Here is a 19,737-nt window from a genome sequence, read left to right on the forward strand (position 1 = left end):
CGATGGGGCGCACGAATCCGACGTACCGGGATGCGTTGCGGGCCATCGAGGAGCGCTGGGCGGAGTTCCGCCGAGCATTGCGGCGTCGCGACCAGCCGCGATTCGACCGGCTGTTCGAGTACGCCCGCGAGCACGCCGACGCGAGCGGGCTGTTGAACCACCAGAACCCGCTGCTGCCGGCGCTGTTCAGCATCGATCTCGAACAGGAGAACCGCCTTGATGACCACGAAGAACGCCTATCAGAGCTTGAGCGACGGCTTTCGGAAACTGGGGACGAACAGCAGCAATCGTCTGCCGAAGGTACCACTGGAGGGTCAGAATGACTCAGTTGACGACAATCGCCTTCGACATCGAAACAACGGGATTTCAGGCCGGTGATAAACTCACAGTAGTTGGATTCGATTCGGCGGTCTCGTCGCAAGTATTTCTCAATACAGACGGAACGACATCACAAGCAGGCCTCGCAGATCAGCTGAACAACACTCTCGAGACACCGGTTCAGCTCTCACTTCACGACAGCGAACAGGAACTCCTGAACGAACTGGCGACGTTTGTCACGTCGACACTCACCCAACGTGATGCAAAGCTCGTTGCGTACAACGGTGAGTGGTGGAACGGAGGATTCGACCTCCCGTTCCTTCGCACACGGCTCTGTACACACGGAATTGAGTGGCCCTTTGGAACGCTGCCATACGTCGACGTGATGGATGTCTTCGAGACACGCTTCAATACGAGTGAGGATACACTGAGCGGCGTCTACGAGGAACTGATCGACGCCGGAATGAACGAGCTTGACCCATTCATCGACAGTAGTGAGGCAGTCACCGCATGGAAGGAGGGTGCCTACGAGCCACTCATCATCCACAACATCGCTGATATCCGACGGACTCGAGCGTTGATGGAACTTGCAGAACAGTACTGCTCGAAGTCGGATTTCTCAATGAAATCGCTTGACCCAATCGCCTGAAGCGCTCGCTTCTCAGAGAGGGGTCGTGGAGGAAAGCATTCGGGTTGGTTCCTACGGCGGGTTGCGACCTGCATTAAGTGGCTCATACGAGTCCGTGTGGTAAGCGACCCGCCAGAGTTTGAGGACGGCGCGAGTGACTAACTCTTCGGGAGACTGTGTGATACAAGACTCTTCGACCTCGTCTGGGTCAGAACTCGCATTCGGCGATGGGTGATAGTGTTCTAATCCGGAGACGTGGATGTAGTCTCCTGCGTGTGGGTGCTTCCCCCAGCGTAGATTCACTCCCTCAGTGTCCGTGTAGTGGAATTTGTAATCATCTCGTGTCGTCCACTGGATGTCGATTCGGGCCTCGTCGGCCCCACACAGCCCGTCGTCAAGCATAACTTCGAGGACTGATGGGTGGAGGTAGTCGTCGAGTTTAGCTGTCGCAAGTGGTTCCATTTGCTCGACGACGTCACGAATCGTCAGCAGTGCTGGACGATCCGTAGCCCCCCGAAGAGTATGGGTTTCTGCTTGGTCAGGAGAATCCCGCATTACTCAGGCAGGGACGGTGTCGTCAGTCGAGCGACGGTCACTGTCGACGAATTGCTCGGCATTGCCGATCGAGAGGGCAGCGTTCGCGAACGCGAGATTCCGTCGGAGCGTCTTCCACTCACGAATCGCCTCTGGGTCGATCTCGTCCTGTGGGGACCCGGTCTCGCTGAGGGCCTGGTTCGTCTGGTTGACCGCCAATTCTTCGGGGGAATCAACACCGAATTCGGACCGATACTCGGTGAGCTGCTTGCGCATCTCCTGAATTCGCGCCACGAGTTCGTCGGTCGAGACATGCTCAAGGATATCGGCTGCCTGTTCGACGACGAGTGATTCAGGTGAGCGCCGATAGAGCGTGCCACCCTGTTCGCCGGGTGTCGTCTCGACAAACCCCTCGTCTGCGAGTGTGTTCAGGTGCTTTCGAGCGGTCTTTGGAGCAGTCCGTGCATCGTCAGCTACCGAATCAGCTGAGACGGGGCTGTACGTATGCGCAACGACGTGTCGAATGCGCTCATAGGGTGTTGTTTCTGCTTCCCACTCCTCGCCAACCGTTTCGTTGACGTCTGCAAACTCATCTGGTGGGTTTCGGTCGTTCATATAGAAACTCACGGTTCAGAGGAACATAGTTCTTTGGCAAATCCCTATATTACCCAGAGGGTAAGCACACCGGCTGAATCCACCCAGGTGAATTCCGGAAATTGTTCCAGAAGTAGCGGAACACAGACAAACGGTCAGAAAACACCAGTAGAGGCGTTCTCGGGGCCATACGTTGAAACCCGGAAACGACACGCCACACCTTATCGGCGACTCGAACATCAGAGAGACCTAGATGGCGTTTAGCATCGACTTTCTGGACGACGGCCGCGTCCTGGAGTGGGAGACAACCGTCGACGGCGCCGTCGCAACCGAGCACGAAGACTACTCGCCGCGCTTCTACGTCGCCGCTCGCGACCCAGCGTCCGACCTCGACCTCACGATGCTCCAGTCAGTGTACGACCAGCACCCGGATGTCGTCGCGACCGAGCTGGTTGCGCGACGCCCGGGCTTTCGACGAGACGAGGAGGCTGTTCTCGCGGTTGACGTCGCCCACATCGACCGCGTCACCCCACTCGCCCGGCAGGCACGCCAGTTGTCGGACTATCCAGTCGGGGATCTCGCCTGTTTCAATGTCGACTTCTCGCGAGAGTTCCGATACTGTCTGGAGACCGGCGCCGATCCGACGCCGGCGAGCGAGCTGTCGACGCTCCGGCTCAGCGTCCCGGTGACCGAAACGAGCAACGACGTCTATGGGGAACTGTCTGTCGCCGGCGACACCGTCACCGGCTCGCCGACGGATATCCTGACCGTCGTCCAGGGGGCGCTCGAAGCGCACGATCCGGACGTTCTAGTCTGCTCGACGAGCGAGATCGTCCCGACGCTGTACGAGATGGCGATGGATGCCGGCGTCGACGACTTCTCGCTGAGTCGGTGGCCGGACGTCGACTACCTGCAGCTCGCGACCCAGTCGACGTACTCGAGCTACGGTCGCGTCGGTCACTCCCCGGCGCGGTACAACGTGCCCGGCCGGGCGATCATCGACGAGTCGAACACGTTCTTCTACGGGGAGACGAACCTCAACGGCGTCCTCGATCTCGTCTCTCGCTCGAAAAAGCCTATCCAGGAGCTTGCGTGGGCGTCAATTGGGAATGTGCTTACCGCGATTCAGATCTGTGAGGCCCACGATCGTGGCGTCCTCGTCCCGTGGAACTCCTGGCGCCATGAGTTCTTCAAGCCGATGGGGACGCTTCATGACGCCGACCGTGGCGGGTTCATCTTCGCACCCGAGGTCGGCCTCCACGAGAACGTCCACGAACTCGACTTCTCCTCGTTGTACCCGAACATCATCTGTACTCGGAACGTCTCGCCGGACGTTATCCGGTGTAACTGCCACAGCGACCGCGACGACGTCCCCGGCCTCGGGTACTCGATCTGCGACGACCGGGGCTACCTCGTCGACGTGCTACAGCCGATCATCGACGCACGCGACGAGATCAAGGCGGCCATCCGTCGCGAAAACGATCGAGACGACCCCGACGAGGATCGACTGGCGGAACTCGAGGGACGGTCGGGAGCACTGAAGTGGATCCTCGTCGCCTGCTTCGGCTATCAGGGGTTCAGCAACGCGAAGTTCGGCCGCATCGAGTGTCACGAGGCAATCAACGCGTTCGCTCGCGAGATCCTACTGACGGCGAAGCAGCGACTGGAAGCCGGCGGCTGGCGGGTCGTCCACGGCATCGTCGACTCCATCTGGGTGACCCCGGACCCTGACGTCGACGACGAGGGCCGCGAGGACCTCAAAGCACTCGCGACGGCAATCACGGAAGAGGTCGAAATCCGGCTCGAACACGAAGCCCACTACGACTGGGTGGCGTTCGTGCCGCAGCGCGAGAGCGACGCCGGCGCGTTGACGAAATACTTCGGGAAGGTCGCTGGTGACGACGATTTCAAGATCAGGGGCATCGAAGCCCGGCAGCGCTCGACCCCGCCGTTCATCGAGGATGTCCAGCGAGACTGTCTCGACCGGCTCGATGCCACGCGGTCACCGGACGCCGTACTCGACTGTCTTCGGGACGCGATCAAGCGCCTCCACGCTGGAACGGTGCCGGTCGAGAAGCTCGTCGAACGGAATCGTGTCTCCAAGCCGCTGGAGGGATATACGCAGAACACACAGAACGTGGCGGCGCTGAAGCGGGCTCGAGAGCAGGACCTCGCTGTCCACCCAGGACAGGACATCGAGTACGTAGTCGTCGACGACGAGAATATCTCGCGAGAGCGGGTCGCGTTAGCCCACGAAGAGATAGAGTCGTACGATGCGTCGTACTACGAGACGCAACTCGTCAGAGCTGTCGAGAGTGTTCTGTCACCGCTTGGCTGGGATCGGACGGAGATTCGTCGAGAACTCACGGAGACGCGGGTACCGAAGTTGACGGCGTACGCGAACACAGAGAATAGTTAACCAACATAGGGGTTATCCGGAGTGGTTTGTTGGTTAATCACGGTCCCTACGAGGTCGAACCCCCACACCCCGTGTGCGATATGAAATCGAGAAGATGGCGAGAGGGGGTAGTCGAAGAAAGACTATGAAACATCGGAAATTCACGATTTTACGGAGAAGAGGTCTCAAAGACAGAGATACCAAGATAGGCTATATTTTGAAAACTTTTATATAGCTACTCTGTCAACCATAGCCGCAATGGGGCTAAGGTCGGTTGAAACGAAACATACTGTTTCGTGACATAACCGAACTTGTCCGTGGCTTTATTTCTTCGTGAGCTGGACGTCTCTGTTGGTTTAACGTCTTCTCGTGGGCTCTCTCACTGAATCCCGACATCTTCGGATGGTTCGTCCGTGCCCACCTTCTCGTCAAATTCATATCGCACACGGGGTGTGGGGGTGGCTCATCGACGAGATCAGCCTCCACTCGGGATATTCAAGAAGTATTTTCGGTACATCTGGTCGAGAATACGTCCAGTGTTTCATCTTCCACACGGGGAGTACCTCCGCAAGCCCTTCTGTCTCGCCTCGACATCGACAGTTGTTCGATGGCCTGATCGACATTTCATATCGCACACGGGGGGTCACTACGATTAATTAATTTCGCCCGTGGTTACGGCCTTACTTCATCTACCCCTCTCAAAACCGTCTGTATCGGTAGAATTCAGCAAATTTAATCTCGCACACGGTACCCATATTTATTTATGGTTTCGACCTAACTGCGCAAATATGGCTGACGGCGACGATCAACAGTCCCTCTCACAATCTATCAAAGGTCGTCTCCAGGAGGGCGTTCAGAACTCGGTTTTTCGAGATAAGGGTCTTCTTGACCCGGATGCCGTCATCGACGAGGACCGAATCGTCGGTCGTGATGACCAGCTGGACGACATCATCACCTATCTCCGACCGGCATTACAAGGGAACCGCCCGCCCAATATGCTTCTCTACGGGCCATCGGGGACGGGGAAGTCACTCATCATCAATGCGGTCTGTCAGCAGGTTCTTGAACTCGCGAACGCCCAAGACGACCGTTTTGGCGTGATTAAGATCAACTGTCAGACAATCAAATCACACGATAGGGCCGTCTATCGTCTTGTAGAAAACGCCGCTGATGAAGCCGACGTCGAAGTCGGTGTTCCGCAGAGTGGCGTCTCGACAGACCAGAAACTCAGCCGGTTCTATGAGATCCTGAGTAACAACTTCGACTCGGTCATTATCATCTTGGATGAGGTCGACCTTCTGGTGGGACGACAGCGGGACCCGAACGATGAACCAGCATACTCAAAGCTGCTTTATCAGCTCTCTCGGGCATCACAACTCGGTCAAATCGAGGGACACGTGTCTGTTGCTGCGCTCACAAACGATCCCCGGTTCATGGAGAACCTTGACGGCCGGGCTGAGAGCTCGTTCAATCCGCAAGACGTCGTCTTCTCGGATTACGATGCGGATCAACTACAGTCCATTCTAAGACGACGTCGTGATGCGTATCGGGACGATGTCCTTGAAGACGGTATCATTCCACTTAGCTCAGCGTTTGCGGCACAGGACCATGGTGACGCGCGGAAAGCGATCGATCTATTCCGGAAAGCAGGCGAGATTGCGGACCGGGAGGGCGAAGATACGGTTCATGAAGGACACGTTCGCGATGCCCAGAAAGAAGCGGAACGGGATCGGACGTTAACTCAGATGCAGGGACTGTCGACCCAAAAGAAGCTCTCGCTTTACGCTACTGCGATTGTCCCCGTCTACTCACAACGCAACCTGAACGCTGTTCCCAGCACAGTTGCATACCGTGTGTATCAGTATCTCACTGACTTACTTGACGCCGATACAAAATCGCGCGACTCCTATCTCCGGTACATGAGTGAAGCAGAGACATACAACTTTGTCACCTCAGAAAAGCGGGGACGCGGCTACGGGAGCGGCGTTCACAAGGAGTACACGTTCGTTGACGATCCGGGAGTGGTTGCTGAAACCCTTCGAGCTGATATACGGATCGAAGAGGCAGACAATGAAGGTGATCTTATCAAGTCTGTTGTCAACGCACAGATAGATGATTTCTTTGAAGGAAAGTAACACAGGGCGACACCGTTGCCGCTATTAGATTCATCTCGCACACGGGGTGTGATTCCGCCGGAAGAAATGTTATATGTACCAAGTATGTCTGACAACAGTATTCACGATTTCATTTCGCACACGGGGTGTCTCCGCTCGACTCATCAACTGATTCATCTCTCACACGGGGTCCGCCTTGATCGAGAGTGGAATCATTTCGCACACGGGGGGTTCTAACCAGATTTCTCTGAGGATTTCATTTCGCACACGGGGTGTGTTGACCTCAATATCGGGCTAGCTATCCGTTCTACTCGTCAGGATTGACTGGAGACTTATACTTGGATTTGACTTGGTCTCCATCCCGCCACTGCCAGTAGTAGTAGCGATTGTCGTTGATCTCCTTGATCGTGACTGTCGCTTTGGCAGGGACGTCGTCTGGGAGATCGTCTGGTCGCTCTTCGACCTCCTCTTGATTTGCCGACTTCTTGAGACGAGCCTCTCGTTCCTTGTGCTTGGCTAGCGCTTCAGCGTACGTGGCAACGTCTCGAAGATGCTCTGGGGTCGACTCATTAAGCGCGTTGACGACCTCCGTTGCGAGGTCTGCCGGTGGGGTCGGAGGTTCGTAGGACATTGGCTACTTTCGTATTAACCAACACAGACTGCCAATGTATAATCCTGTTGGTTAATTGTGTTCGGCTCTGTCAGCTCCTAAAGCGCGTGAATAGCAAACTATTCACAAATAGAGTGGGCAGTTACGCGTCGTCGGGCCGAGGTGCGTTCTCGTACTTGACCATCTTCTCGGACTTGTTGGAGATCGTCTTGTAGATCTCTTGCAGCGTCTCTTCGGCTGCGAGGAGGTTGCGATCGTCGAGGAATTCACGACCCTCATCGGTGAGGCCATAGAACTTCCACGGGTACCCCTGGCGGCGTTCGTCGTCATCGAGAGCGACCTCTTTGACAATCCCAGTGTCGATCAGCTTCTGAATGTGTTTGTAGACGGTGGCTTCGCTCACGCTGGGGTTGAGTTCCTCGAGTTCGTGCATCGACGGAAGCTGGTCGGGATGCTGGAGGATGTTGTTGATAAGGGCGAATCGCGTCTGCTGGGTGGCGAAGTGGACGACCTCGCGAGGTTCCATCTCTCCAGCGGTCCCTAGTTCGGTGCTCATACCGTACGGTACGGGGTGTGGCGACAAGTAATTTACCCTTGAGTAAATCACTCTCTGGTAAACATTCTTTACTTGACCGAGTAACTTACTCCATAAATCATATCTCTCCACCATGAGAGGCTTGCATAATGATAGACGAGAAGTCGCCTGTGCCTGCTGACGTTCTTAAGAGTGCCAAAGACCAACTTGACGAGGAGGAGATAACGCTGGCCGACAATGAGGAAATCCTTCACGCCTTAAGCGAGTTGACGCCGGTCTACGAGCACGACCGGTCGTACTTCGTGCTCGGAAACTACGATCGTGAGCCGATCCGACGGCTGAATTTGGTAGTTGACCAGCTTAACCGTCGCACCGACGCGTACGCGTTTCGGATGGTCGACATCCGCGGCGAGTGGGATAACAGCATCCAGAAATTCTGTCTGATCGCCGATATCGTGACGTACCTCGTCGGCGTCGCCGAGAAAGAGCCAAGTGACTTCCTCGTTGAACAAGGGCTGCTCGTTGGTACGACGGATTACTTCGCGAAAAGCCACGTCCTCAAGCGGAAGTATGCGGATGAGGATCATCCGTTTGGCTGGATGCAAGACGGCGTCTTCGAACTGTTCGAGCAGGAAGGCCGGCTGTATCGCTGGCGAACCGAGGAGGATCTCGTCGACGTGACTGGCGAGCTGCCGTGAGGCAGATCCCGCACGCGGCAGCACTGCCAGTTCAAACCCGCCAGGCGTCGAGCGCGGCCGTTACGTCGACGATCGCCCCTGGAACCGTCTGGTGGTTATCCGGGAAGAACGTCCGGAAACGGGTACTCGTCTCGCGTCGCTGCTCGCGAAACTGTTGCCGTTCGTAGCCCGACGGACTCGACTGATCCGGTGTGGATCTATCACCATAGGCATCACAGCTTTGCGAGTTCCCGTCGAGGATCCAGTAGGGTTTAGAGAAACGATGACAACGACGTACGACGAATGGAAATCGGAGCAGGACAGCGTAACAGTCACCGTCGACGGCCACGACGTCGAGATGGCGTACCGGGACGAGGGTGACGGCGACCCGGTCGTCTTCCTCCACGGAATCCCGACGAACTCGTATCTCTTCCGTGAGCAGTTCGAGGCCGTCGCGAAGAACCGGCGCGCGATCGCGGCGGACATGATCGGTTACGGCAACTCGTCGATGTACGACGGGTTCGATCGGTCGATCCGCGCCCAGGAGCTCGCTGTCCGAGAGCTCGTCGACGAGTTCGGGTTCGACACAATCGATTTCGTCGGGCACGACTTGGGTGGCGGTGTCGGGCTGCGCTACGCGGCCCGGACGCCCGATGCGGTCGACCGGCTGGTGCTGTCGAACTCCGTCGCCTACGACTCGTGGCCGATCCAGACGATCACCAACCTCGGACTCCCCGAGACGGCGCGCGAGACGAGTGTCGAGGAGCTTCAGGAGATGCTCGACGGGCTGTTCCGCGACACGCTCTACGGCGACGACCACGACGAGGCGTTCCTCGAGGGAATGAAAGCGCCGTGGGGCAGCGAGGAGGGGGTTACCTCCGTCGTCCGCAACGCGAGCGCGACGAACACGTGCCACACGACGGAAGTCGACCCGGCTACCGTGACGGCTGACACGCTCCTTCTATGGGGAACCGAAGACGAGTTCCAGCCGATCGAGTGGGCCGAACGGCTCGAATCCGACATCGACTCGTGTGAGCTCGTCGGCCTCGAAGCCAACCACTGGGTTCCGGAAGACCGGACGGCCGAGTTCACCGAATACCTGACCGAATTCCTGTCGTAGAGGACCGGTTCCGGGAGTCGACGGAGAAGGGAAGTCTTGTAATGACGTTGGACTTCTCGGCGTTTCACAGGTAAGCAAGGCGGAGTTCCACGACTTCGGTCGTGGGTCACCGACGGCCTGATGACTGCCCGGCGGGCGTGTTTGGATGCAGTGAGACGAATCGGGATGGATGAGAGGGTGTTAGTCGGCGTTGCTTGCTACTTCTGTGCTGTTCTCTAACCGTGAGACAACGTCGTCGGTTTCGGCGGTTTCGTGCGCGATGAAGCCGAAGTTGGTCAGTGCCGCCTTGAGCGCCTCCCGACCGTCGGGCCGTGGGCGTCCAACTGACCACGGAGCCACGTCACGAATTCCTTGAAAGAGGGGTTCGCGTGCAACGCTACCCAGTCGGTGAAGTAGAACGGAAGCCCGGCAGTCGAGTCGTGCGCTGAAGCTTCGCGCGTCGCCCACTCGGCGTAGATCCACTCCGCTGGAACGATGGCTGCGAGTGTTTCGGCGTAGCCACCCTCGCGGGCAGTGCGACCGAGCAAGTCGGCGAAGGCGGCCGTGGTCGTGGACAGTTCTGGCTCCTTCCAACGAGCGTCGTCGACGCCAAGCGCGCTGAAGGAACGCTCGAAGTAGTCGTTTTCCTCGTCAGTCAGGGTGCCGAGAAATTCGACGTGCGCGCGCTTCGTTGATACGTCGGGTGCCTTGGGCCACTGCGAAGCCGAACGTGCTCACGAGATCGTCCACGAACGCGTAGTCCTGGGCGAGGTATTCGGCGAAGACCGCCTCGGATAGCGCGCCACTACCGAGCTCGCGGGTGAACCGATGATCGACGGCGTTCGTCCAGTTGGGTTCGGCACGCTCCCGCAGCCAGTCGGTGAAACGAGGGTCGCTGACGGTGGCCCGGTAGTCGTCTACTTATCGGGGACACCCGTCACAGGTCCCACCCTTCCTGCGTGTAGGCCATCTCCCAGAACCGATACTCGAGCTTCGCGCTGGTTAGGAACGCCGCTCTCATCGCGTCGTGTTCGCCGGGGAACCGTTCGCCACACCGGTCGACGAAGTCGCGACACCAGTCCGTCGCCTCACGGAACTCGTCGCTGGTGTACATCTCGATGAAGGGCGTGTACCGGTGTTCGTCGGTGGCAAGCGACGCCATGTGCTCTCCGACGTCGAGGTAGCCCTGCATGCACGGGTACATCGCGGCCGCGATCTCCGCGATCGACCCCTCGTAAGCCGTCCGGATCAGAAAATTCGTGTAGGCCACGCATGTGGGCGCCTTCTCGACTGCTTCGAGCTCGGCGTCGGAAATCCCGTAGCCGGCCGCAAAGTCGCGGTGGAGACCCATTTCGTGGTCGAGCACCTGGTGGGCCACGCCGAGTAAGTGCGTCATCGTCTCCTCGTCAGTGGCCTTGGCACCCGCGAGTGCGAACAGCCGAGCGTAGTCCAAGAGGTACCGGTAGTCCTGTTTCACCCAGTACTCAAACGCCGTCTCGTCGAGAGTCCCGCTCGCGAGTTCGCGGACGAAGGGGTGATCCTTCTGGGCCGCCCATACATCCTGTCCCGCCTCAAGGAGGGTATCGCTGAATGGCACTACCGAGCCGTACCGTCCGAGTGAAAATATAACTTACTTATATCATTGGATTATATTTTGGGCGTCGTCGACGTCTTCGAACCTGTGGCTGACTGCGTTTTCACTGTCGGATCGATGCGACAATTCCTCGTTCTCTCCCGACAGTCAGTCCAGTTCGACCGTCCGATCCGCCCAGGAACGGAGTTCCGTCAGTGCTGCCCGTTCCCGACGTGACACCGGGTCGTCCGTTCCGAGCTCATCGGAATCGAACGCGTTGAGAACAGCGCGTGTCGCACGGTCGCAGTATCCTGTGAGCTTGTCCGCCTCGACGGCGGCGTGCTGGAGCGGGATGGTCGCATCGTTGACGAAGACAGCGTTTGGATCCGGGGCGGCGTCCAGAATCTCTATACCGCGTTCGGCGTTGTCCTTCGCAAGCGCAATCGCCTCCGACTCGTCGGCCCCTTCCGCCCGGGGGGCATGCGCGTCGAGGACGCCGTGCCAGACACCGTCGGGAATGGTAGTGAAACGGTCCAATCGACCGCCCAGGATCCGGCCGTCGCGTTCTAGTTCGGGCGCGAACTCCAGAACCACGAGATCATCAGTGCCGTGCCGGTCGACCCACGCCTCGAGGGCGCGGGCCGTGAGACGGGTTTTTCCGGCCTGGGACGGCCCGACGATCAGCGTCGAGCCGGTCAGCGGGAACAGAAACCCAGTCACGCCAGAGTCACCTCCTCGCGAACGTACTGTCCGAGGAGGACGAGCGTCGCGGCGGCGAGGACGAGCGCGAATGCAAACACGAGTCCGGAAAGCAGATCGAAGCCGGTCGCGATCTGCTCCCTGACGAAGTTGGCCGCGAGACCGCCCGAAACGGCGAGCAAGGCGAGCCCGCCCAAGTTCGCGAGCGTCGAGTTCGAGGCTCCGACGCTCTCGGCGTTCAATAGGTAGAGGACGATGGCGATGGCGAAGGGCGTTCCGACCGTACCAAGCGCGAGAACGAGGACGAGCTGTCCGATGACCTCGCCGCCGATGAACGCACCGGGCACCGACAGTACGGCAAAGGCTGCGAGGAGCATGCGATACCGCGTATCCTCGACGGTCGTGCCCCAGCCGAGTTTGTCGGCAACGAGGAACGGCGGGACGATGGTGTTGCCGCCGAGCGTCGAGACGGCTGCACCGCCAAGGCCGAGCAGGAACAGCCACTTGGCGGCCGGACCGACTAGGGGCCCGAGGGCCTGGGCCGCACCGACGGTCGTCAGATCCGGATCGGTCAGAGTACTCGCTGAGACGAGGAAGATGGCGACGCTGTAAATGCCGAACGCGATCAGCATTGACGCCAGAACGTCCGCCGTCGCGAGGTCGTAGTCACGTTCCGTCCAGCCCCGGGCTCGCATCGTGTAGGAGTGCATCGTGATCAGTGTGATGTGGACGGCGCCCCCCAGGATGCCCGCAGCGACCAGTGCGCCACCGCCGGGCAGCGTCGGCGTCAGCCCCTGGCCGGCCTGGCCAAGGTCGATCGAGACGACGAACAGCGAGGCGACGAAGGCCAAGACGACCGCGGTCACCAGCAGCTTCGCGAAGAGTTCGACGAATCGGTACCCCCGACCGGCCAGTCCCAAAACGAGGATGGCGCCCCAGGCGACGCCCCAGAGGCGTGCGTCGATCCCCGTGATCGTCGCCGAAACGGAAGCGACGGTGTTCATGATGACGAGCTGGGCGACACCGGCCGCGATGACGACGTCCGCGACCAGGATCCACGCCCAGGTCTCCCCGAGGTGTTCCTCGACGACGCCGACAATCCCCCGCTCGGTGAGCAGACCCAGCCGCATCGCGAGGTACTGTGCCAGGGCACCGGCGAACGCGGAAAGCACGACAACCCAGAGGAGTTGATAGTCGAAGATCGCCCCCGCAGTGATCAGACTCGCCATCGTCGCCGGACCGGCGGCGATCGCCCCCGCGATCCAGGAGGGCCCCATGGCGCCGAGGTACTTGCGGACTGTCCCGGCGGCGCGCGAATATTCTATAGTCATACAACCCGAGAATACTATGTCTAATAAAAAAGTATCCGTATGTAGCCACCGTGGAGTCGACCTGCCCCGGTGAGTCCTGTGCACGCTATGCGTACAGATCCGATGAGATACGGACTTCGTCAATGAGATACGGACTCTGTGCACCAGTGGCCCCACCGCTTTAGCAGATGGATTTCATTCAGTTCTCCAGTGTCGGTACGGTCCTCTTGGAGAGGTCTTTCTGGGCAGGACCATCGATGACCGTTCCTTCCGGGGTGTACCGGGATCCGTCACAAGGACAGTCCCAGCTTTCCCCGGCGCCGTTCCACCGGAGCACGCAGCCGCTGTACGTACAGGTTCCGGAAACGGCGTGCCACTCATCGTTGTTGTCTCGGTAGACGCCAAGCGGCTCGTCGTCTCCGGCCATGACCGTCCCCTCGCCACGGTCGAGAGCCGGCAGATCTTCCGCCTTACGAGGATTGCGGCGACCGTTGATGAACTGCTTCATCATTTTGCCACCCGCCTTGGGCAACCGTTTCAGGGATTTCAACGGCGGGATCCGGTTGGGATCGTACAGCTCCGCCCACTCGTTGTCCCGCCCGGCGATCAGGTCGCTCAGCAGCAGTCCAGCTACCGTTCCGTGCGTCATTCCCCATCCGTTGAAGCCGGCTGCGACGTAGACGTTGTCGGAGAACGGCGAGATGGGCCCGATGTAGGGCACCTGATCCATCGTCATGTAGTCCTGTGCGGACCATCGATAGGACTCGTAATGAGCGTACTAACCGATTGACCGACGTTGATGTAGTGGACCTCAACACTCCCGTTGTTGTGACGGTACATCGTTTCATTGCTTCGGCGTTACAACTAGAATGGGAAAATAGACGGGAAAGCTAATATCGGCATCATACCTTTCGAAAATCATTCGAGATATGCGTATAGCATCTACTACCCAGTGTCTGTTCAGTTAGTACTCTTCAGCGACCGGCTGTTTTAAACGATAATATGTCTGAAGAAGATGATTTCAACAGAGCCAACAAGGACAATTCGTCCCGGAGTAATCCCCTCATCGGTCAATTTCTTCCAGAGCTTCCGTAGCGACATCGCCCAATTCCCCGGCCTCGATATGTGAGTAGCGCTCTCGGACCATTTCTTCGGAGTTGTCGAGATAGCGAGCCGCGACCGTATACCCGAACGCGCGGACTAGCACCTCGCCCATCCCACGACGGCCACCGTGCGGAGCGAGATAGTCGTGTTTCGGATGGTCAATATCGATCTCCGCGGCCTCCGAGAGTCGCTGCAGAATCGACCGTGCGCCGTCTGTCGTGATCGATGGCGGTCGGATATCTTCATTGAGCGCCAGTAAAAAGTCGCGAACGTACTTGCCACGTTGCTCCTCGATCGCATCCGGATGTTCCCCTCGGTCGGCTAGCTCCTCTTGTACGAGTGTCGCGAGCGTCCGTTGGTCGAACGTCGGAAAGACGGGCCACCGCTCCGTCGGTGGATCCATCAGCTTGCGGTAGCTTCGCAGCGGTGAGATCACCGGACGGGAAGACTGGCGGCGTCCCACTGCTGTTTCTTCCGGTAGACATCCATACTCCCGTCCTCAAGCGAGATGTCCTCCCAGCGGACGCCACGCCGTCGCGGGTCGTTCGGATCCCGGAGCAGTTCCCCGACACGAACGGCCGTGTACGCGAGGACGAACACCAGGGCTCGGTCACGAGCCGCCTTCAGCGCTGCGTAGCGCGCTCGCTGCTTGTCGAGGGGATCAGTATCTTCCGGGAGTGTCGTGTACGCTTCGACGGCATCACGAACCCGTTCGTCGACGTACTGGGTAAGGGTGTGGCGCTGTTCGGATGTCCAGGCCTGCTGATCACCGGGCTTGCGGCCGTCGTCCTCCGGCAGCGGCGCCATCGCACTCGCCCGTTGCGCGTAATGCGCTTCGAGATAGCCCTCGTTGACGCACCAGCCACACCACGCAGAGATATAGCGGTAATAGGTTTGTACCGTGTTCTGCTTGAGTCCTCGATCCCCACCGAGATGTCGGGCGTACTCCCGAAACACGCGTTCATCGAGATCGTCGAAGGTCGGCTCGCGGTCGACGTCGTCGGGGACGATCCCGGTCCAGTCGTCGTCGCCGCGGTCGCCGGCAACCCATTCGGCGAACCGCTCGAGCTCGCGGGCAGCGTTGCGTCGGTAGTTCCCACCATCGCCACCGCGGCCTTTCCCCTTATCCTGGAGGTAGCGCTCGAAGGAATTCGTGAGTGACTGATCGGCGCGTTCTCGGGGTGTCATGGTTCCTCGTTCGCGTACTGGTAGGTCGGACGGACGTCCTCGAGGAGCTCTTCGACGATTTCCCAGAGAACCAGGGAAGGGGTCTCGTGTTCGAATGTAATCCCCCAGCGGTCCTCCGTATCGGCGACTGAGTACTGGAAATGCGCCCGTCCGAGATCGGGATGGTCCTCATCCTGGTGCCAACCGGCGTGAAAGCCCGTGTTCGGGTCGGTGTAGTTGATACGGAACCAATCGCGAGGGTCCTGCCGATACCACTTGACGGTCAATTCCGGCGAATCAGGGCCTGTCGGGGGATCCAGACGGGCCGGATCGAAAATCGCCCGCAGCTGCTTGGCCTCGATATCGTCAGGAACGTACTCGACGGCCGTGATCTGGGGAACACGGTCGAGGACGTCTCGCTTCAGCTGGGCGTAGAGGTTCGCGTTCGGATCACCACCTGGATGCGGGACCGACATTCGTTAGCTACTGGCCTCAGCGGGCTCTGTCGTCGGAGCGAGGAAGTCCCATTCGCGGATGGCGAAGCCAACGATCTGGATACGCCGCTGAAGGTGCTCCCACTCGCCGGCAATCTTACGGCGATGGTCTTCCTCCTCAGCGTCAAGAGACTCGTCAGCGAGCGTCCCGCGAAGCTGGTTCGGTGACTCGACCTCGAATTCATTCTCCCAGTCGCGAATCTGCGTCTTCATATCGGCGAGACGGTCCGTGAGCTCCTCGACAGTATGCCCGCTGTCTCGAAGCCGCATCGCCTCCTGCATCGCTTGGCGGCGGTAATCAGGGTAATACGTCGTGTGAGTACCGCTTTCGTCACGGTGGAGGATGCCGTCGTCGACGAGTCGATCGAGGACGCGCTTAGTAGGTTTGTGTGACCAGCCCGCTTCAGAAGCGATCCAGTTGGCCGTCTGTGGCTCCGACAGCTGTCGAGCAACCATCCGTACGCGGTCTTCACCCGTGGTCTGGCGTTCCATCAGGCTCTCGGAGTTCGATTCGTCTTCGGACATACAACACCGTTCGCGCTTTGTCTTAATATAGGTTGAGGTAGGTAATCACATATCGAACATAGAGAATAGTTCACTGAAATTCGCCGGCTGTGATCGTTTCGAGATATTCGACGCTGACGTAGCGAAACTCGATACGGTCGCTGAAGCCATGTTGCGGAAGAAGCGTCTCGGCGGCTCCTCCTGCGGGTTTGTCGGTCGTTAAGAGCACAACGTGATCGGCCCGTCCAGTGTCGAGTAGTTGGGCAGCAAGCCCGACGAGTGCCGTATCCGCTTTCTCGATGCTGTCCTCGTCGCGGTCGGTCTCGCTGGCGATGAACCGACGCGTTTTGTCCATTACCGTCGAGACGAGTGGATTGGCGTAGTTGAGCTCGTCGGCAACAACGATCCAACCTTCTTCGAATCCATCGGGATAGGGTATGTTTCCGGAGGGATATTCGTCCGCAACAGGATCGCCCCCAAGCTCCTCGTAAACGCGCTGTGGGATCCGCAGCGAGACATCGGCCTGTCGGAGAGCTCGACGAAGCCGTTGAAATTTGTTGTTGTCCGGTTCACCACACCGAACGAAGACACCAGTATCGGCGATATAGACCGTTGTCATGCAGCCGCGTCGGCGTACTCGGTGGCAACTGGCTCCAGCGCTTGGAGGATAATCTCGGCTTCAAGCGGAGAGAGGTCAAGTTCTCGGGCTGTAATTCGATGGTTGACCGTCCCGTCGACGTACTCGTAGGCATATTCGAGTGCGACAGCAAGGCCGTCGAGGCCATGGCGCTCAATGTAGACGTCGATGTCTGTGTCCTTCTCGCGGCGGGCAACAGCGGCGATAAGTGCTGGCGTGATCGTTTGGGTCTCGCCGTCGGCCGAAAGCATGAGAGCGATTGACTCAGCATCGTATCCGTACGGGCGCTGCTCGCGAGTTTTCTGTACTAATCCCGCTGTTTCGAGGTTCTGGACGTAGTCGTAGGTCGTTCCCTGCGGGATATCGAGCTCGTCGACAATCTCGGAAACTGTGGTGGGGCCCTGCTGCAAGATGTAGGCGTATATTCGGGCGAGTCCGGGATTTTCGAGAAGATTGGCCACCGTCTGGAGCTGCTGAATTGGTGGCTGGCCCGATTGGGGTGGTGATTGCGCCATCTCAATTATGAGTTATGGATAATTCATAATAAGGCTTCCGGCGACAGATTGGAGTTCGCAACAGATCCGAGACAGGCTGGGGAACAGCCGCTAGTAGCGTCTCTACCCCGAGGGAAGCGTCTTTCTGAGCCGATTGTACCATTCGTGCTTCACCGACGGCGGCTGGGTACTCCAAAGTGGTCGTGATTACGGGGATAATCAGGACCACTTACTGTATTCGGCCATCGGGAGAATTCGAGGATCTGGAGTCTCTTAGCGCCGGAATTCCGCACTAAAGGAGAATGTATATCGCATATCGCTATACAAACTTCCGAGCCTTTGGAAGTTGAGACTATGGCGGGTTTAGCGGGCCTGTGATGCGTGGTTTCGGCCGGTTCAATTAGTGGAGACTGACTCAGATTGCTCACCAAACGGCCTGTCTTGTTGAACTTACAACCATATACGCGAATTTCGGAGACGTCCGACAGCATTGCCACTCAGATGCTACGCTACCACGGGGAGAGCCCCATTACTATCCGATTCCGGTTTCCTTCTTCACCAGCGTCAGCGTGTTATCAGCCGTTACGATCGGCGAGTGTTCATACTCACCGTTCAACTCGACCTGCACGAGTAGATCGACCGCTCGCCAGATCGAGTACAGCAAACAGGCGAACGCGAAGTAGAAGAATCGCAGTCCAAAATTCTTCGAGGTCGTCGCCGCCATGAATCGTTTAATCGACTTGTAGCCGCTCTCGATCTCCCACCGATAGCCATACTCAGTGAGAAGGCCACTTCCTCGGTTCGTCATGAACACCGAATATTGCCGATGGTCGTCGTGTTCGGAGTTCTCTTTCCGACGGTAGATCAGCGTCGTCGAGTGCCACTCGTTGTCGCCCAAGTGCAGTTTTCGATCAGTCTCGTAGCGATCTTTCCCTCGCTTGAGAAGGCGCTTGGCTTGGGCTTTCTCGCTGGTCTGCATCCGCTTTGGGACGACGTAGGAGAGCCCGCGCTGGCTGATCATCTCCAGGACGTGCTGACTGTCGAACTCCCTGTCCATCAGGACGTTATCGACGTGAACGAGTTCCTCTGCAGAGTCAAGCAGATCTTCAACAATTTCCTTACGTGACTCGCCTCGTCGAACTGGTCGCGCATCGAGCACGAGTGGGACAGCGTTGCCGACCAGCTGGACTGTCGCCCACTGGTAGGCGTACTCGTCGTTCTTCTCCTTCGTTCCGATAATCTCGTCCTCGTGGTCCGTCCTATCGCCCGTGAAGGGATCGTCCTCGGTGATGTCGATGGCAACGATACCTGCGCGGAAGAACTCCTCCGTCTCCGCGAGTTCGTTAATGAGTTGCCGGATTGCCTGTCGGTACATCTCGCGAATCTGCTCGATAGGGAGATCGCGAATCTGGTCGCGATGACCATGCCCGAGTGGTGTTCGCTCACGCGTCGACTCGTGGATGAAGCTTCGAGCGCCCTCGTTGGCGGCCAAGTTCTCACGGAGTCCTAAGTAGGTCTGTAAGCCCCAGTAGGCGTTTTCGGGAATCTCACAGCCCTCGCCGCGGTTGAGCGAGAACGCAGGGAACACAACGCGACTGACGTGCTTGGTAATCGTCCCTGCCTTGTCGAGAATGGCCTGGTCGTCAGGGTTCGATTCAGCGGCATCGTGGCCTCGATGCGGGAGGTTTCGTTCTGGTTCGCGTGGTACGGCGACATCCGCGTTTTGCGCTTTGATGAGGATCGTTCGAGCCGCTTTCTGGACCGTCTCGCGGAGATCTCGCGTGAAGCGCTCGTTCCAGCTGCGCCACAGTGTCGATTGATCAGGCACCGTCCCCAACTCTAGGCGTCCGCAGAGTGCGGGGTGGCTATCGAGGTACTCGACGAGAGATGTTTCGTGCTTCCATCCGTGGAGTTCTTTCAGCACGAAGACGCGAAAGAGGGTATCCATCTCGTAGTGTGTCGAACTTCCGTAGCAGTCGTGGGCCTCGAAGCGGAAGTAGGCCAGAGGAATCGAGCAGACAAACTGTTCGAGTGAGTCATGGTCAGGGTGCGTAAACCAGACACTTGAGACGACTCGAACGTCCGATTCTACCCCGGCGAGCGAGGTTCGATCGTACAGCGGTGTCGAGTCATATGTGGGCCACTCGACGTGCTGCTGGTGTGCGATCCGACGAAAGACGCTGCGCCGAGACTCACAGGTTGGTGCCACTACGGGACGCTGGACATTTCACAGCCAAGAACTCGTTCT

The 19,737-nt window shown here is 58.5% G+C and carries 19 protein-coding genes and 3 pseudogenes; 6 read left to right on the forward strand and 16 right to left on the reverse strand.

What is annotated here, in order from left to right; all coding sequences use genetic code 11:
- Positions 1–2: 2 nt before the first annotated feature.
- Together ACFQEU_RS00110 and ACFQEU_RS00115 are read left to right on the forward strand one after the other, a co-directional pair.
- The gene (locus tag ACFQEU_RS00110; protein ID WP_379778066.1) at positions 3–323 is read left to right on the forward strand and encodes a DUF8156 family protein; all 321 of its coding nucleotides are present in this window, start codon (positions 3–5) and stop codon (positions 321–323) included.
- The gene (locus ACFQEU_RS00115; RefSeq protein WP_379778068.1) at positions 320–967 is read left to right on the forward strand and encodes a ribonuclease H-like domain-containing protein; all 648 of its coding nucleotides are present in this window, start codon (positions 320–322) and stop codon (positions 965–967) included. The genes ACFQEU_RS00110 and ACFQEU_RS00115 overlap by 4 nt, the downstream gene beginning before the upstream one ends.
- A gap of 51 nt (positions 968–1,018) precedes the next feature.
- On the opposite strand, the gene ACFQEU_RS00120 is transcribed toward ACFQEU_RS00115, so the two are convergent.
- Positions 1,019–1,501, reverse strand: a complete 483-nt coding sequence (locus tag ACFQEU_RS00120) for a toxin-antitoxin system TumE family protein (protein ID WP_379778069.1) — start codon at positions 1,499–1,501, stop codon at positions 1,019–1,021.
- 3 nt (positions 1,502–1,504) lie between these two features.
- Positions 1,505–2,095, reverse strand: coding sequence for a DUF7342 family protein (locus ACFQEU_RS00125; protein ID WP_379778071.1), 591 nt, complete (start codon positions 2,093–2,095; stop codon positions 1,505–1,507).
- 232 nt (positions 2,096–2,327) lie between these two features.
- Between ACFQEU_RS00125 and ACFQEU_RS00130 the strand changes: the two genes are divergently transcribed.
- Both ACFQEU_RS00130 and ACFQEU_RS00135 read left to right on the forward strand, forming a co-directional pair.
- The gene (locus tag ACFQEU_RS00130) at positions 2,328–4,493 is read left to right on the forward strand and encodes a type B DNA-directed DNA polymerase (RefSeq protein ID WP_379778073.1); all 2,166 of its coding nucleotides are present in this window, start codon (positions 2,328–2,330) and stop codon (positions 4,491–4,493) included.
- A gap of 767 nt (positions 4,494–5,260) precedes the next feature.
- Positions 5,261–6,607: an orc1/cdc6 family replication initiation protein gene (locus tag ACFQEU_RS00135; protein ID WP_379778075.1), complete on the forward strand. Its 1,347-nt coding sequence runs from the start codon at positions 5,261–5,263 to the stop codon at positions 6,605–6,607.
- A gap of 286 nt (positions 6,608–6,893) precedes the next feature.
- Here ACFQEU_RS00135 and ACFQEU_RS00140 read toward each other — a convergent pair whose 3' ends face one another.
- Both ACFQEU_RS00140 and ACFQEU_RS00145 read right to left on the reverse strand, forming a co-directional pair.
- Positions 6,894–7,217, reverse strand: coding sequence for a DUF6788 family protein (locus tag ACFQEU_RS00140; RefSeq protein ID WP_379778077.1), 324 nt, complete (start codon positions 7,215–7,217; stop codon positions 6,894–6,896).
- 121 nt (positions 7,218–7,338) lie between these two features.
- Positions 7,339–7,752: a transcriptional repressor gene (locus ACFQEU_RS00145; protein WP_379778079.1), complete on the reverse strand. Its 414-nt coding sequence runs from the start codon at positions 7,750–7,752 to the stop codon at positions 7,339–7,341.
- A gap of 128 nt (positions 7,753–7,880) precedes the next feature.
- On the opposite strand from ACFQEU_RS00145, the gene ACFQEU_RS00150 reads away from it, so the two are divergent.
- Both ACFQEU_RS00150 and ACFQEU_RS00155 read left to right on the forward strand, forming a co-directional pair.
- Positions 7,881–8,429, forward strand: coding sequence for a DUF8170 family protein (locus ACFQEU_RS00150; RefSeq protein ID WP_209486842.1), 549 nt, complete (start codon positions 7,881–7,883; stop codon positions 8,427–8,429).
- 262 nt (positions 8,430–8,691) lie between these two features.
- Positions 8,692–9,528, forward strand: coding sequence for an alpha/beta fold hydrolase (locus tag ACFQEU_RS00155; RefSeq protein WP_209486843.1), 837 nt, complete (start codon positions 8,692–8,694; stop codon positions 9,526–9,528).
- 290 nt (positions 9,529–9,818) lie between these two features.
- Here ACFQEU_RS00155 and ACFQEU_RS00160 read toward each other — a convergent pair.
- From ACFQEU_RS00160 to ACFQEU_RS00210, 12 genes and pseudogenes are all read right to left on the reverse strand, one after another.
- Positions 9,819–10,419 (reverse strand): annotated as a pseudogene (locus tag ACFQEU_RS00160) (TenA family protein); the annotation flags it as partial.
- 25 nt (positions 10,420–10,444) lie between these two features.
- Positions 10,445–11,104, reverse strand: coding sequence for a thiaminase II (gene tenA / locus ACFQEU_RS00165; RefSeq protein WP_209486844.1), 660 nt, complete (start codon positions 11,102–11,104; stop codon positions 10,445–10,447).
- A gap of 144 nt (positions 11,105–11,248) precedes the next feature.
- On the reverse strand, positions 11,249–11,800 hold the full coding sequence (locus ACFQEU_RS00170; protein ID WP_379778082.1) for a hypothetical protein: 552 nt from the start codon (positions 11,798–11,800) through the stop codon (positions 11,249–11,251).
- Entirely contained in the window at positions 11,797–13,110 is a 1,314-nt protein-coding gene (locus ACFQEU_RS00175) for a divalent metal cation transporter (protein ID WP_379778084.1), read from the reverse strand. The genes ACFQEU_RS00170 and ACFQEU_RS00175 overlap by 4 nt, the downstream gene beginning before the upstream one ends.
- Before the next feature lie 178 nt (positions 13,111–13,288).
- The gene (locus ACFQEU_RS18210) at positions 13,289–13,600 is read right to left on the reverse strand and encodes a Rieske 2Fe-2S domain-containing protein (protein ID WP_465261108.1); all 312 of its coding nucleotides are present in this window, start codon (positions 13,598–13,600) and stop codon (positions 13,289–13,291) included.
- Between the two features lie 108 nt (positions 13,601–13,708).
- A pseudogene (locus ACFQEU_RS18215) lies at positions 13,709–13,837 on the reverse strand (hypothetical protein); the annotation flags it as partial.
- A gap of 315 nt (positions 13,838–14,152) precedes the next feature.
- Positions 14,153–15,381: pseudogene (locus tag ACFQEU_RS00185) on the reverse strand (phage integrase SAM-like domain-containing protein).
- A complete protein-coding gene (locus ACFQEU_RS00190) occupies positions 15,378–15,836 on the reverse strand; it encodes a hypothetical protein (RefSeq protein ID WP_209486854.1) in 459 nt (152 codons plus the stop codon). The pseudogene ACFQEU_RS00185 and the gene ACFQEU_RS00190 overlap by 4 nt, the downstream one beginning before the upstream one ends.
- Positions 15,837–15,839: 3 nt before the next feature.
- Positions 15,840–16,379 (reverse strand): DUF7342 family protein, encoded by a 540-nt coding sequence (locus ACFQEU_RS00195; protein ID WP_209486856.1) that lies wholly within the window; start codon positions 16,377–16,379, stop codon positions 15,840–15,842.
- A 70-nt stretch (positions 16,380–16,449) separates the two neighbouring features.
- On the reverse strand, positions 16,450–16,977 hold the full coding sequence (locus tag ACFQEU_RS00200) for a hypothetical protein (protein ID WP_209486858.1): 528 nt from the start codon (positions 16,975–16,977) through the stop codon (positions 16,450–16,452).
- Positions 16,974–17,510 (reverse strand): DUF7437 domain-containing protein, encoded by a 537-nt coding sequence (locus ACFQEU_RS00205; protein WP_379778087.1) that lies wholly within the window; start codon positions 17,508–17,510, stop codon positions 16,974–16,976. Before ACFQEU_RS00205 ends, ACFQEU_RS00200 begins: the two co-directional genes overlap by 4 nt.
- 511 nt (positions 17,511–18,021) lie before the next feature.
- Positions 18,022–19,698: a transposase gene (locus tag ACFQEU_RS00210; RefSeq protein WP_379778089.1), complete on the reverse strand. Its 1,677-nt coding sequence runs from the start codon at positions 19,696–19,698 to the stop codon at positions 18,022–18,024.
- Positions 19,699–19,737: the final 39 nt, after the last annotated feature.

It is taken from the genome of Halorubrum tibetense, assembly GCF_042661865.1.
In the GTDB taxonomy this organism is placed as follows: Archaea; Halobacteriota; Halobacteria; order Halobacteriales; family Haloferacaceae; genus Halorubrum; species Halorubrum tibetense.

Excerpts from the sequence above, each read along its gene's own strand:
- ACFQEU_RS00110 (WP_379778066.1), top strand. The coding sequence starts at position 3 with ATGGGGCGCACGAATCCGACGTACCGGGATGCGTTGCGGGCCATCGAG.
- ACFQEU_RS00115 (WP_379778068.1), top strand. The coding sequence starts at position 320 with ATGACTCAGTTGACGACAATCGCCTTCGACATCGAAACAACGGGATTT.
- ACFQEU_RS00120 (WP_379778069.1), bottom strand. The coding sequence starts at position 1,501 with ATGCGGGATTCTCCTGACCAAGCAGAAACCCATACTCTTCGGGGGGCT.
- ACFQEU_RS00125 (WP_379778071.1), bottom strand. The coding sequence starts at position 2,095 with ATGAACGACCGAAACCCACCAGATGAGTTTGCAGACGTCAACGAAACG.
- ACFQEU_RS00130 (WP_379778073.1), top strand. The coding sequence starts at position 2,328 with ATGGCGTTTAGCATCGACTTTCTGGACGACGGCCGCGTCCTGGAGTGG.
- ACFQEU_RS00135 (WP_379778075.1), top strand. The coding sequence starts at position 5,261 with ATGGCTGACGGCGACGATCAACAGTCCCTCTCACAATCTATCAAAGGT.
- ACFQEU_RS00140 (WP_379778077.1), bottom strand. The coding sequence starts at position 7,217 with ATGTCCTACGAACCTCCGACCCCACCGGCAGACCTCGCAACGGAGGTC.
- ACFQEU_RS00145 (WP_379778079.1), bottom strand. The coding sequence starts at position 7,752 with ATGAGCACCGAACTAGGGACCGCTGGAGAGATGGAACCTCGCGAGGTC.
- ACFQEU_RS00150 (WP_209486842.1), top strand. The coding sequence starts at position 7,881 with ATGATAGACGAGAAGTCGCCTGTGCCTGCTGACGTTCTTAAGAGTGCC.
- ACFQEU_RS00155 (WP_209486843.1), top strand. The coding sequence starts at position 8,692 with ATGACAACGACGTACGACGAATGGAAATCGGAGCAGGACAGCGTAACA.
- ACFQEU_RS00175 (WP_379778084.1), bottom strand. The coding sequence starts at position 13,110 with ATGACTATAGAATATTCGCGCGCCGCCGGGACAGTCCGCAAGTACCTC.
- ACFQEU_RS18210 (WP_465261108.1), bottom strand. The coding sequence starts at position 13,600 with ATGATGAAGCAGTTCATCAACGGTCGCCGCAATCCTCGTAAGGCGGAA.
- ACFQEU_RS00190 (WP_209486854.1), bottom strand. The coding sequence starts at position 15,836 with ATGTCGGTCCCGCATCCAGGTGGTGATCCGAACGCGAACCTCTACGCC.
- ACFQEU_RS00195 (WP_209486856.1), bottom strand. The coding sequence starts at position 16,379 with ATGTCCGAAGACGAATCGAACTCCGAGAGCCTGATGGAACGCCAGACC.
- ACFQEU_RS00200 (WP_209486858.1), bottom strand. The coding sequence starts at position 16,977 with ATGACAACGGTCTATATCGCCGATACTGGTGTCTTCGTTCGGTGTGGT.
- ACFQEU_RS00205 (WP_379778087.1), bottom strand. The coding sequence starts at position 17,510 with ATGGCGCAATCACCACCCCAATCGGGCCAGCCACCAATTCAGCAGCTC.